Source organism: Acinetobacter sp. 3657, from assembly GCF_031456775.1.
Classification (GTDB): Bacteria; Pseudomonadota; Gammaproteobacteria; order Pseudomonadales; family Moraxellaceae; genus Acinetobacter.
In genome coordinates this window covers 57,652-71,235 of sequence record NZ_JAVDVH010000012.1, presented here as the reverse complement: position 1 = coordinate 71,235, position 13,584 = coordinate 57,652, and the positions used below count along the sequence as shown (strand labels likewise).

The following is a 13,584-nucleotide window of genomic DNA, read 5'->3' as shown; positions in this document are numbered from 1 at the left end:
CAAAAGGCGGATCAAATTTGATCCGCCTTTTTTATTTTACATCGCCACATGTTTAGGAGAGTTTAGATTTTTAATCACATTGAAGATTTGTTCGGTATTTTCGCAAATAATCACTTTGGCACGATGTTGAGGGGGTAAAAAGCCTTCTTCAACCGCATGATCGAGTTGAGTAATTAAGGCATCATAAAAACGGTTCACGTTATAAATGATCATCGGTTTTTGATGTTGGTTGAGCTGTCCCCATGTGGCGATTTCTAGAATTTCTTCAAAAGTGCCGAGTCCACCTGGTAGCGCGATAAAGGCATTGGCACGTTCAGCCATCAGGGCTTTACGTTCGTGCATACTTCTCACAACATGCAGTTCAGTCAGTTGATTATGTGCAATTTCATAGTCCAACATAAACTCAGGAATAACGCCGACAACTTCGCCGCCGTGCTCAAGTACAGTATCTGCGACTTGTCCCATGAGACCGATACTGGCGCCGCCATAAACAATACCAAAGTCTTGTGTAGAGAGGTGTTGGGCAAGTTCAATCGCCTTTTCACGGTAAATCGGATTGTTGCCTGAACGAGAACCACAATACAAAGCAATAAGCGGGAGGGTTGTTTTTATGGGAGGAGTGGTTTTTTTAACTGTCATTCTAAATACACTATTCATCTACTTTATTTTTACCTTATCATTTTCGTCGTACTTGTCTAGGCTAAATGACTTTTATGACAGTTTTATGCACATTTCACATACAAAGCCTTTGCGCTATTGTTAGAAAAAAATTAAAAAAACACCCATATAAAAAATGATGAATTTTATTGAAATCTTACCTATACTAAAAATCCTTTCATTCATAAATGTACCTCTATGAGTAGTGGTTGTTGTCACTCTGCTTTGTTCTCTTTTTCTAAAAAAAATATTTGGGCTATTTATGCCGATCGATTCAATCATCAGTTTAAAGCTGATTTTGTAGAGGAGTCAGCTCTATGATTTTTGAATGGATGTCGGATCCTGCCGCATGGGTGGGCTTAGCGACTTTGGTGGTGCTTGAAATTGTACTTGGTATTGATAACCTTGTTTTTATTGCAATTTTAGCTGAAAAACTACCACCAGAACAACGTAATGCTGCACGTAAAATTGGTTTAATGCTCGCATTGTTAATGCGTTTGGTGTTACTCGCATCTATCGCTTGGGTGATTACCTTAACTGAACCACTATTCCAGATTTTTGATCATGCATTTTCAGGTCGAGACTTAATTTTACTGTTTGGTGGGGCGTTCTTATTGTTTAAAGGAACGATGGAACTGCATGAGCGTATTGAAGGTAAGCAAGCATTAAGGCAGGAAAATCCTGTACATGCCGTGTTCTGGGTCGTAGTGGTTCAGATCGTTGTGCTAGATGCAGTCTTCTCACTAGATAGCGTAATTACCGCAGTTGGAATGGTGAAAGATCTATCCGTGATGATGATCGCGGTGACGATTGCGATCGGGATTATGCTGATCGCCTCTCGACCATTGATGGACTTTGTCAATAAACATCCAACCGTGGTGATCCTATGCCTCGGTTTCTTGATGATGATTGGTTTCTCACTGATCGTGGAAGGTTTTGGTTTCCATATTCCAAAAGGGTATCTATACGCAGCAATTGGTTTCTCAGTTTTGGTTGAGGCCGTGAATCAGACCATGCGCCGTAATCAAGAGAAACTGGTGACCACAACCGATTTACGTTACCGTACGGCATCCGCTGTATTGCGTATGTTAGGCAGTAAAGGCGCTGGCGAACAGCACAAAGAAACAGAGGATGTACTCGCTACACAAGCCTACGCCAAAGAAGTCTTTGACGAGGATACAGGGGTTTATCACAGTGTTTTGGTACAAGGCGTATTAGGCTTATCCGAACGACCAGTCAAGTCAGTGATGACACCACGCCCAGAATTGGAATGGTTAGACTTAGATGATGATCCAACAGAATTAAAAGACCGTTTAATGTCGATGACACATTCGCGTTTGATTATTGCGCGGGGAGAGTTGGATAATATTGAAGGTGTCGTACTCACGCATAAAGTGTTGAATGAATACATTGAAACAGGTGCAATTGATTTCGCAAAACATATACGCGAGCCCGTGATTGTGCATGAGAACGCACAGGTTCTCATGGTCATGGAGCAATTGCGCCAAGCGCCATTACAAATGGCAATCGTACTCAATGAATATGGTTCGATTGAAGGGATTGCAACACCGATTGATATATTAGAAGCGATCGCGGGTGAATTCCCTGATGAAGATGAGCTTGAGGCGACAGCCGAAACGCTTGACGATGGTTCTATGTTATTAGAGGGATCAACCGATATTCGCCATGTGTCTTTATTATTAGGTAAAGACTTGGTGGATGAAAGTGAAGAGTATTCAACTTTATCAGGCTATATCTTGTTCCATTTAGGTCGTTTACCTGAAAATGGTGAAATGGTGGAAGCAGACGGACATCGTTTTGAAGTGGTGACGATGGATGGGCACAAGATTGAAAAAGTGCGCATTATTGCCAAAGAGAAAACGGACGAAAAGTAATTCAGTTTTACGATCATTGTAGAGGTGAACTGTCTTCGCCTCTACACCTGTAACCGTATCCATTGTATATATGACGCACTATATTTTAAGTTATTGAATGAATTGCGAAGACTTGTCTCTCCAGACTATTTTATTTGAGAAGTGGAAATGACATCGTCACAAAATTGTCCATGTGGACAAGGGCAATATGCTGCGTGCTGTCAGCCCCTACATTTGAAAAAACAATTTGCTGAAACTGCTGAACAACTCATGCGTTCGCGCTATAGTGCTTTTGCCTTACAGCAGATTGACTATATTCTCGAAACAACGGCTCTAGGACAACAAGCCTTCTTAGATCGAGCTGCGATTGCAGATTGGAGTCAGTCCAATCAATGGTTGCAATTAGAAGTGTTACAACATCAGCCTAAGCTAGATAAAACCCATGCCTTGGTTGAGTTTAAAGCGCATTACCGCGATAAAAACCATGATGGGACACAACCTCATATTCATCATGAAATTTCACATTTTGTGCGACATCAACAGCGTTGGTATTTCCTTGACCCGACTTTAGATATGCAAATCACCATGAAGCAACCTTGTATTTGTGGCTCAGGGAAAAAATTTAAGCAATGTTGTGCGCAATTCATCTAAGTTTGTCTTAAAATAGCGCACACTTTTCCGCCTTGTTTAAGGATTCAGGCAAATGTTACTGACCGTGATTTATATTATTGCCATTACTGCGGAAGCGATGACAGGTGCATTGTCAGCGGGTCGACGCAGTATGGACTGGTTCGGCGTAACACTAATTGCTTGTGTCACTGCATTGGGTGGTGGCTCAGTCCGTGATGTGTTACTTGGGCACTATCCCTTAACTTGGGTGAAACATCCTGAATATTTAGTTTTGACCTGTTGTGCGGCTTTTGTGACGATTATTATTGCCAAATGGATGCGTCATCTCCGTAATATCTTCTTGGTACTGGATGCTTTGGGTCTAATTGGCTTTACGATTATTGGCTGCCAAATCGCTTTATCTATGGGGCATGGTTTTGTGGTGTCTGCGGTTGCAGGGGTCTTAACAGGCGTATCGGGTGGTATTCTGCGTGATATCTTATGTAATGATGTGCCTTTGGTGTTCCGTCGTGAGCTGTATGCCAGTATTTCCTTTGTAGCGGTGATTTGTTATTGGGTGTGTTTAGAAGTGGGATTGCCACATGATTTAACGGTGATTTTTACCTTAGTCTTTGGTTTTACTTTGCGTTTAATTGCGATCTACTTTGGTTTAGAGATGCCGAAATTCATTTATCAAGAAGATGATGCAGAGTCTGCTTCGTCTACTGATGAGCATTGATTAATATTAAAGTGAGAAGAGAGTTTTAGGTAAAAAAACCTAAAATTCATTTACATTAAATAAATTAACCTTTAACAGAATCTTAAATTAAAAATGAATCTTTTATCTGTACAAGAAATGGCTCCTGAAGTTATGGAGTTTGATGTAGGTCAACAAATACAGATAGGTCTTGATTATTGTCTTGGGCGGAATGACAGGGTTGAAAATCTTTTATTGGGTAGGAATTGGCTATGGATTGCAGCAACTTATAATAGATCACTTGTTGCTGAATATAATTGGGCTTCAACTTGGATGGAGCAACCCGAATATAACGAAAGTGATGTTATTTATATTGAAGATATTGAGGTAATTGCAGAGCAAGGCAACGCAGCTGCTTTGTATCTTTTAGGCGTTTATCATTCTGGCTCAAATGAAGAAGAACAGGTCGATATTGATCTTGCATTAAAATACTATGAGAAAGCTGCACAGCAGAAGTTTCTTCCAGCCATTAATAATCTTGCTGATAAATATGAAAATGGAACAGGTGTTTCAAAGAATTTAAAAAGAGCTTTTGAGTTCTATTCTGTTGCTGCGAATCAAGAAATTGCAGCATCACAGTATAGTTTGGGTCTTTTTTATTTAAAGGGGCTCTATGTTGAAAAAAATGATGAATTAGCTAGGGAATGGTTAAAAAAGGCTGAGAAAAATGGTTGGTTTCCAGCATCAGACGTTATATTGAATATGTTGCATTAAGTTTAACAAGACACCATTTGACGTTTAAACAACAACAAGGGCTTGTCACAACGCTTGCATCCACATAGCATACAAAGCATTGACGATAACAATGATTTTGGATGACTTGCTGAAATGACCAGCCTTGCACACCATGCAACCGAAAACCGTTCCGTAGCCGAATTCACAGAACAAGCTTACTTAAATTACGCCATGTACGTGATTATGGATCGTGCATTGCCGCATATCAGTGATGGTTTGAAGCCTGTACAACGGCGTATTGTCTTCGCCATGAGTGAGCTTGGCTTAAAGTCGACTGGAAAACCAAAAAAATCAGCGCGTACCGTTGGTGATGTACTCGGTAAATATCACCCACATGGTGATTCTGCCTGTTATGAAGCAATGGTGTTGATGGCGCAGCCCTTTAGCTATCGTTATCCATTGGTTGAAGGTCAAGGTAACTGGGGTTCACCTGATGACCCTAAATCATTTGCGGCAATGCGTTATACCGAAGCCAAACTTTCAGCTTATAGTGAATTATTGCTGAATGAGTTGGGCCAAGGCACCAGTGAATGGCAAGATAACTTCGATGGTTCGATGAAAGAGCCGATAACCTTGCCTGCTCGTATTCCAAATATTCTGCTCAATGGTACAACGGGTATTGCAGTCGGGATGGCGACCGATATTCCGCCGCATAACTTGCGTGAAGTGGTGAAAGGGACGATTGCACTGATTCGTAATCCTGAAACCACCGATGAAAAATTGGCGGAGTATATTCCAGCACCAGATTTACCAACCAAAGCAGAAATCATTACCCCACCTGAAGAATTACTCAAAATTCAAACCACAGGTCGTGGTAGTTATCGTATGCGTGCGGTTTATACGATAGAAAAAAATGAAATCGTGATTACTGAATTGCCTTATCAGGTTTCAGGTTCAAAAGTGGTTACTCAAATCGCTGATCAAATGATTGCGAAGAAGTTGCCTTTGGTGGCTGATATTCGGGATGAATCCGATCACAGAAATCCAACGCGCTTGGTGATTGTATTACGTTCCAATCGTGTTGATGCAGAAACGGTCATGAGCCATTTGTTTGCAACGACTGATTTGGAATCAAGCTATCGTGTCAATCTGAATATGATTGGGGCGGATGGTCGTCCGCAGGTGAAATCCATTCGCCGTATTTTGTTGGAATGGATTGAGATTCGTAAGCAAACCGTGACGCGTCGTCTGCAATACCATTTAACTAAAATCGAAAAGCGTTTACATATCTTGGCAGGCCTTTTGATTGCCTATTTGGATATTGATACGGTGATTCGTATTATTCGTGAAGAAGACAAACCCAAACCTGTGCTGATGCAGCATTTTGGTATTGATGAAATTCAAGCTGAAGCAATTTTAGAATTGAAACTTCGCCATTTGGCCAAGCTTGAAGAAATGGAAATTCGCCGTGAGCAAGAAGAACTGGAAGCGAAAGCCGCTATCCTTCGCGAGCAACTCGAAAACCCTGAGTCACTGAAAAATTTGATTATCAATGAACTGAAAGAAGATGCCAAAAAGTTTGGTGATGATCGTCGTTCGCCATTGGTACGACGAGCAGATGCGGTTCAAATTAAAGAACAAGACTTGCTGCCAGCCGAAACGGTAACGGTGGTTTTGTCAGAAGCAGGTTGGGTCCGTGCAGCCAAAGGGGGGGATGTGGATGCCGCAAATCTCAACTTCCGTGCGGGTGACCAGTATTTAAGTCATGCAGTGGGTAAGACCAATCAACGCGTTTATTTCTTGGATAAAACAGGGCGGAGTTATGCTTTACCCATCAGTAGTTTGCCTTCAGCTCGTGGTTTAGGTGAGCCGTTAAGCTCGAAACTTGCACCCGCGAGTGGAGTGTCATTTATCCAAGTTTTAGTTGATGATGACAACAATGAGTTATTGGTGGCAAGTTCAAAAGGCTACGGTTTTAAAACACAAGTAGGTCAATTGGATACCAATGCCAAAGCGGGTAAAACCTTTTTAACGGTTGGAGATAAAGCAACGGCGTTACCGTTGTTACCAATTCAGCAGGCAAGCCATGTTGCAATACTAAGTTCAGCAGGACGATTACTTATTATTGATTTGGCTGAACTCCCTGTCCTAAATAAAGGTAAAGGTAACAAGTTGATACAACTTGAGGAGAAAGAACAAATTTTATCCATGACAACCTTGACGTTAGATGAAATAATCCAAGTCGCTGCAGGACAACAGCATTTAAAACTGAAAGGGGATGATCTCCAAAAATATATAGGAAAAAGAGCAACAAAGGGGCAACTTTTACCACGGGGATATCAAAAAGCAAATAGACTCCTCGTTCAGAGATAAGGCTGGTATTCTGTGATACAAATACGTTATATATGATGACGTATTCATATTATTTGGATAGGTCTACAGGGCAATTCAAGAACTTAATAAAAATGTTTTGCCATGGAAAGTAACGTTGTTACATTTTTAAGGATTACCACTCGGAGATAATGGCATTATGGAAAAGATTTGGTTTGCTGAATACCAAAAGACAGGAATCCCAGAAACAGTTGCACTGCCTGCTGAAAACACTTCACTTGTTGATATTTTTGAACGCAATTTCCAAAAATTCGGATCACGTGATGCCTTTATCTTTATGGATAAGGTTTTAACGTTTAATGAGTTAGAAGTTGCGAGTCGTAAATTTGCAGCTTATTTACAAAGTTTAGGTTTGGCAAAGGGAACACGTGTTGCGGTGATGATGCCGAACGTTTTCCAATATCCAGTGGTTGCATTAGGTGTATTCCGAGCAGGTTTGGTTCTTGTCAACGTCAATCCACTTTATACTGCGCGTGAGTTAGAACACCAATTAAATGACTCAGGTTCAGAAGTTTTAGTCATTATTGAAAACTTTGCCAGTGTATATCAAAGTATTATTGGTAAGACTCCTGTGAAGCACGTCGTTGTTGCGACAGTGGGAGATATGCTTGGTACCCTCAAAGGAACATTGGTCAACTTTGTATTACGTAAAGTGCGTAAACAAATTCCAGCTTGGGATATTCCAGGTTATACCAAATTTAACACCGCATTAAACAAAGAAAATCCAAGTAACTATAAACGCCCAAGCTTAACTTTAAGTGATACAGCGGTCCTTCAGTATACGGGTGGTACGACAGGCGTTTCTAAAGGTGCCGAACTGACTCACCGTAATTTAGTGGCAAACCTTTTACAGTGTGAAGCCATTTTCTCAAGTAAGTTTGGTGCTGCGGATAGTGAAAAAGGCGATCGTATTGTTTGTGCATTACCGCTTTACCATATTTTTGCATTTATGGTTTGTGCGATGTACGGCATGTACAAAGGTCAAGCAAATATCTTGATTCCTAACCCACGTGACTTACCTGCAGTTATTGGTGAACTACGTAAATACCAACCTTCATTCTTCCCAGCAGTAAACACTTTGTTTAACGCATTGGTGAATAACGAAGAGTTTAAACAACTGGATCATAGCAATCTTAAGATGGCGATGGGCGGTGGTATGGCAGTATTACCATCTACAGCCGAAGCTTGGAAGAAAGTTACGGGTACAACCATCATTGAAGGTTATGGTTTATCTGAAACATCTCCTGTAGCAACAGCAAACCCGCCAGCAACTACTGAATTCAGTGGTACGATTGGTATTCCATTGCCGTTGACTGAAGTTGCGATCTTGGATGATGATGGGAAAGAAGTTGCTCAAGGCGAGCAAGGTGAAATCTCAATCCGTGGTCCTCAGGTGATGAAGGGCTATTGGAATCGTGCTGATGAAACCGAGAAAGTAATGACTGCTGACGGATTCTTCCGTACAGGTGATATTGGTATCATGGATCCACGTGGTTACTTCAAAATTGTGGACCGTAAGAAAGACATGATCTTGGTATCTGGCTTTAACGTTTACCCAAGTGAAATTGAAGAAGTCGTTGCACAACATGCAAAAGTATTGGAAGTGGCAGCGATTGGCGTTCCAGATGAAAAATCAGGTGAAGTACCTAAATTATTCATCGTGAAGAAAGATGCGTCATTAACGACTGAAGAAATCATTGCATATGCGAAAGAACACTTAACAGGCTATAAATGCCCACGTTATGTTGAGTTCATCGATGAGTTGCCAAAATCGAACGTAGGTAAAATCTTACGTAAAGATTTACGTAAACCAGCTTAAAGATCTTTTCTAGCCTCTCTTTTTAAAGGGAAGCACATAAAAAATGCCGCAATTGCGGCATTTTTTATGACTATCGATTGTTGTTGTGCTGACTAGGAAGATTTTTTCAGAAACCAGCGATCAATATAGCGTCGACTAATACCTGCAATCCCCACGAAAATGATCATGGTGATGAGTTGGAAACGTAAACGCGTTGGGTCGATGCCGTTGAAGCTAAAATAATTATCAACAAAGACATAGAATGTGGTGATGATCAACCAGTGCCAGAGCGTGAAACGCTTAATCCCAACCGCATAAAAGGCAATGGTCAAAATAACAAAAGTGCCTAAGGTCGATTGCCAGTTTAGGTTGGCACAGATCACGCTGAGTAAAAAAGCAACAATCGGAAATACAATTTTTAAAATCCGATCAACCTTAAGTTGGTTTTGGCGTTGTTGATCAAGGCTATCAAACAGTTCTTTTTGATCTTGGCGTTGCATAAATCGACCTTAAAACAATATAAAAATATAGCAATGTTATTTGATCTAACTTCCAAGCAGCGCACATGTACCAAAACAAATGCACCTTGAACAAGTACAAATGAAAGTTTCATAAATCATAAGTTATGATAGCATGATCAGAAGAACTTCAAATGATGGATGTCAGGATGCAGGGTATTAGCGGCATTATATTGATTATTATCGTCGCATGTTTATTGCCTTATGTTTTTACTTTGATTGCGAAATCAAAAGGTGGTTTTCAAGCAAAAGACAATCACAATCCTCGTGAATTTTTGGCTAGAACGACAGGGTTGTCGGCACGAGCAAATGCTGTACAGCAAAATAGCTTCGAGAGCTTACCTTTATTTATCGCTGCAATTTTAATGGCGGAATATATGGTGATTCCTGAGCGATTTATCCTGACATTGGGCTGGGCATATATTGTTTTTCGCGTCATTTATGGGATTTGTTATTTAGCCAATCTCGCAACTTTACGCTCAATCATTTGGTTTTTTTCCTTACTTTGCCCAATATTTTTGTTTGTGATCACCATTAAAATGACTTAAATCAAGTTGCTCATAAAAATTCATGACGCCTAATACTAATATACAGCATCATTTTGACTGTATTCACGTTATAATCTGACCGATTTTTTATATTTAATTTCACATACACGAGTGTTGATATGAGTTATAGCAATATTCCTGCGGGTAAAGACGCGCCAAATGACATCTATGTCATCATTGAAATTCCTGCAAATGCAGCGCCAATCAAATACGAAATCGATAAAGATTCAGATGCTTTATTTGTAGACCGTTTCATGGGTACAGCAATGTTCTACCCAGCAAACTATGGTTATGTACCAAACACCTTATCTGAAGATGGCGATCCTTTAGACGTACTTGTTGTGACGCCTTATCCAGTTGCAGCGGGTTCCGTGATTCGTTGTCGTCCAGTGGGTAAATTAAATATGGAAGATGATGGTGGTATCGATGCGAAACTGATCGCAGTTCCACATGAAAAATTATCTCCATTGTACAAAGATGTTCAAGAATATACAGATCTTCCACAATTGTTGATCAGCCAAATTGAACATTTCTTCCTACACTACAAAGATTTAGAGCCTGGTAAGTGGGTGAAATTGAATGGTTGGGAAAGTTCTGAAGTTGCTAAAGCAGAAATCATTAAATCAATCGAAGCTGCCCAAAAGTAAGTTTAGAGGATTAAACCAAATTTGCTAATTTTAAAAATTTGGTTTAAAAAAACCTCCATTCAGATTGAATGGAGGTTTTTTTTATGGCGAGTTATTCACTGTGAATTAGAAGAATTTCACAGGAATATCAAGCCAGAGACGCCATTCGTTAGTGTCGCCGATGTATCCAGCTTGGTATTCATCACTAGCACGGTAGTATGAGTGACGTACACGTAAGCTGGCATCTTTAGCAAAACCTGATTGAACCGTGTATTTAACTTGGTTAAAGAATTCACGCTCAGTTGCATTATCTGCTGTACGTACACGGTTTACTACAGTATCGCCAACTTTAACAGCCGTATTGGTATCAATATCCCAACCATAAACAAATGCTGTGGTCCAACTTAACCCCGGTACTCCAAAGCTTCCGAAATCAAGGCTATATTGCAGTTGGGCTGATTTCTCATCATTACCGATGAAGTCAGAAAGGTATGAGTTAGGTAAATGAATGGTTTGATGACCATCTCCAACACCTTTACCTAGTCCATAGTCATATCCTGCATTACCGCTGTTTTGTTGGTAAGCAAGCATTACTGTATGTGGGCCAGTATTATAAGTGGTCGAAATTGCCCAAATAGAGTTTTGGTATTTGTCATCAGCTGAGCCAATATAAGAGTACAAGCTTTGGTTTGCTTGGCGATCCCAATCAGTATGGTATCCGCTGAAATCATAAGTTAATGAACTATTATTTGCCAAAGTTTGCTTATAATTAGCATTGATATAATGACGCTCTAAACGATCTTTAATATCAGTACCGAAGTACGCTGTATTTAATTGATCATTTACTTTGTATTTTGCGCCCCAAACTACCGCACGGTCTAATTCATTGCCATCAGATTTAATCTGATCAGAATATTGGTTTTTGGTAAATTTACCGACGGTAACTTCTAAACCCTCAACTTCACGGCTATTTGCTAAAACACCTTCAAAGTATTCTGGTACTAAGCGAGCAGTGTTGCTTGAAAGAACTGGAAGGTCAAGAATCTGAGTACCATAGGTAACAGTTGTATTCGATACGCGGGCTTTTACATAACCGCCACCACGTGCCCAATGATCGTATGTATCACCAATACCGTCTATGCCGTTTAATCTTTCACGAGGGATCATGCCGTTACCAGCATTTTTATTAGGACCTAATTTGAAAGATGCATCACCGATAATACCAGCACCGAAGCCTACAACACCTTGGGTAAAGCCTGAGTCTAGTTTAACCATCGCAGTTTGTGCGTATGAACTAGTATCTTTATTACCGTTTTTCTTGTCACGATGTAAATAACCCGTACGGAATAAAACATTTCCGCTTGCATCTTCAACAAATCCTTTTGCTTCGCTTTGTTCGCTTGCATATGTTGAGGTGATTAGTGCGGCATTAATCAATACCGCTAATGTAAGTTTCTGTGCCTTTGGCATAGCTTAGCCTCATAAAAAAATTGGGAAAGAAACTGCAAATTTTGAACAATTGTATAAGTTATACATGAAAAAGATAGATTTTTATTAAAATTTTTTCATTAATTTTTAATAAAAAGCTTATACAATTTTATGATTTGTTTCTCGTTTAAAAAGTGATCATAATAAAATTAAGTTAATGATTTTAATTGTTAAATGTGTTTATAAAGGTTGTAATATTCGATTGTTATTTCTATACAAGTTATGTTTAAAAAGTGTGATTAGGGAATATAAATTTTGTTTAAATTTAATGGGTTATTTATTGATTGGTTAGAAATGTAGCAACTTGATTTGCAAAAAATTACATCCCGACGAATGGCAATCTTACAACGACGAAAAAGGAACACTTTATTCAGATTATTTTAAGGTATCTCAGGTGCACTTTTATTGAGCACTCATTAAATTACATACGTATAACTGATATTTCCAATAGTTAGACAACTTATGGTGCTGAAAAGTGCGTCTTTTTTGTGCAATAAACAACCTGAATTTCTGCATTGCTTCTAAATGGATCAAAAAATTAAGAAATAAAGACATTAGGATCAATTGAAGCGCATCTAAAGTGTCGTAATGGCACTTTTATGGTACGGGAACTATATTTTCTAAGGATTGTTTAAAGTTGGCACAGCATTTGCTATCTATTCCATGATGCAATTTAAAACATAAATCAGTCGAATATCCATATGGGGGAGATCAATATGATGAAATTTGCATGTAAGGCACTTGCGCTTAGTATGATTGCTGGACTTTCAACAGTGAGTTTCGCTGCAGAAGATAATGTACTTGCGAAAAGTGGTTTAAGCTTTTCAGGAAGTGCTGCATTGACAACTGATTATCGCTATCGTGGTATGACTCAGACGCAAAGTGATCCTGCTCTACAAGGTGGTTTTGCTTTAACTCACGAATCTGGTGTTTATGCTGGGGTATGGGGTTCAAATGTTAATTTTGGTACAGCTGATCCACATTTAGAGCTTGATCCATATATCGGTTATGCGACAGAGTTACCATTTGCGGGTAAACCAACTCTGGATGTAGGTTTATGGTATTACGGCTATCCAAGCGCATCAGATTTAAATTGGCTTGAATTGTACGCAAAATTAGGATTCAGTGACCTTATTGCTAGTGGTGATAGTCTTTTAGCAAGTGTTAACTATACCAATGACTTCTTTGGTCTAGACGAAGATGCTTGGTACTTAAATGCGACTTATTCAATACCATTCGCTGATACGGGTTTTGGTGGTGTTGCGAGCGTTGGTTATACCAAAGCAGATAACTATGACTTTAGTGACAACGGCAGTGAAGATGATAATTATGTCGACTGGAAAGTAGGCGTGACTTATGCTGTAAAATCTATTGAAGGTTTCAGTGCAGAATTGGCTGCTGTAGGGACAAATATTGATGCAGATGCACAACCTTATAAGCGTGGTGTGGAAACTGGTGCTGTCTTTACGCTAACAAAAACCTTCTAAGCTATTGTTTCTCTAAAGCAGAGCGAATGCTCTGCTTTTTTTATACCTATATTTTCTCATGGGAAAATATTCTTTCTGATGAATATTATTTTTATTTAACCGAAAAGCAGCGTAAATGCATATAGAGCTAGATCATCACTGTATTTTTAAATAATG

12 protein-coding genes are annotated in these 13,584 nt (G+C 39.6%); 9 read left to right on the top strand and 3 right to left on the bottom strand.

Annotated elements, in window-relative coordinates; all coding sequences use genetic code 11:
- Window positions 1–36: 36 nt before the first annotated feature.
- Window positions 37–639, bottom strand: coding sequence for a TIGR00730 family Rossman fold protein (locus J2Y37_RS12780; protein ID WP_349033050.1), 603 nt, complete (start codon window positions 637–639; stop codon window positions 37–39).
- Between the two features lie 335 nt (window positions 640–974).
- Between J2Y37_RS12780 and J2Y37_RS12775 the strand changes: the two genes are divergently transcribed.
- From J2Y37_RS12775 to J2Y37_RS12750, 6 genes are all read left to right on the top strand, one after another.
- A complete protein-coding gene (locus J2Y37_RS12775) occupies window positions 975–2,552 on the top strand; it encodes a TerC family protein (RefSeq protein ID WP_349033049.1) in 1,578 nt (525 codons plus the stop codon).
- Between the two features lie 147 nt (window positions 2,553–2,699).
- On the top strand, window positions 2,700–3,182 hold the full coding sequence (locus tag J2Y37_RS12770) for a YchJ family protein (protein WP_349033048.1): 483 nt from the start codon (window positions 2,700–2,702) through the stop codon (window positions 3,180–3,182).
- A gap of 52 nt (window positions 3,183–3,234) precedes the next feature.
- Window positions 3,235–3,879, top strand: coding sequence for a trimeric intracellular cation channel family protein (locus J2Y37_RS12765; protein ID WP_004668163.1), 645 nt, complete (start codon window positions 3,235–3,237; stop codon window positions 3,877–3,879).
- Window positions 3,880–3,972: 93 nt separating this feature from the next.
- Window positions 3,973–4,611 (top strand): tetratricopeptide repeat protein, encoded by a 639-nt coding sequence (locus J2Y37_RS12760; protein WP_349033047.1) that lies wholly within the window; start codon window positions 3,973–3,975, stop codon window positions 4,609–4,611.
- Window positions 4,612–4,725: 114 nt separating this feature from the next.
- Complete coding sequence (gene parC / locus J2Y37_RS12755) at window positions 4,726–6,945, top strand: DNA topoisomerase IV subunit A (protein ID WP_349033046.1); 2,220 nt, start codon at window positions 4,726–4,728, stop codon at window positions 6,943–6,945.
- Between the two features lie 157 nt (window positions 6,946–7,102).
- A complete protein-coding gene (locus tag J2Y37_RS12750) occupies window positions 7,103–8,782 on the top strand; it encodes a long-chain-fatty-acid--CoA ligase (protein ID WP_005194642.1) in 1,680 nt (559 codons plus the stop codon).
- A 92-nt stretch (window positions 8,783–8,874) separates the two neighbouring features.
- Here the strand turns inward: J2Y37_RS12750 and J2Y37_RS12745 are convergent, their stop codons facing one another.
- A complete protein-coding gene (locus J2Y37_RS12745) occupies window positions 8,875–9,261 on the bottom strand; it encodes a hypothetical protein (protein ID WP_349033045.1) in 387 nt (128 codons plus the stop codon).
- Between the two features lie 167 nt (window positions 9,262–9,428).
- Here J2Y37_RS12745 and J2Y37_RS12740 point away from each other — a divergent pair, with 167 nt between their 5' ends.
- Together J2Y37_RS12740 and ppa are read left to right on the top strand one after the other, a co-directional pair.
- A complete protein-coding gene (locus tag J2Y37_RS12740) occupies window positions 9,429–9,827 on the top strand; it encodes an MAPEG family protein (protein WP_349033044.1) in 399 nt (132 codons plus the stop codon).
- Window positions 9,828–9,946: 119 nt separating this feature from the next.
- Window positions 9,947–10,474, top strand: coding sequence for an inorganic diphosphatase (ppa, locus tag J2Y37_RS12735; RefSeq protein ID WP_004668173.1), 528 nt, complete (start codon window positions 9,947–9,949; stop codon window positions 10,472–10,474).
- A 105-nt stretch (window positions 10,475–10,579) separates the two neighbouring features.
- On the opposite strand, the gene J2Y37_RS12730 is transcribed toward ppa, so the two are convergent.
- Window positions 10,580–11,923, bottom strand: a complete 1,344-nt coding sequence (locus J2Y37_RS12730; RefSeq protein WP_349033043.1) for an OprD family outer membrane porin — start codon at window positions 11,921–11,923, stop codon at window positions 10,580–10,582.
- 734 nt (window positions 11,924–12,657) lie between these two features.
- Here J2Y37_RS12730 and J2Y37_RS12725 point away from each other — a divergent pair.
- Window positions 12,658–13,428 (top strand): TorF family putative porin, encoded by a 771-nt coding sequence (locus tag J2Y37_RS12725; protein WP_349033042.1) that lies wholly within the window; start codon window positions 12,658–12,660, stop codon window positions 13,426–13,428.
- Window positions 13,429–13,584: the final 156 nt, after the last annotated feature.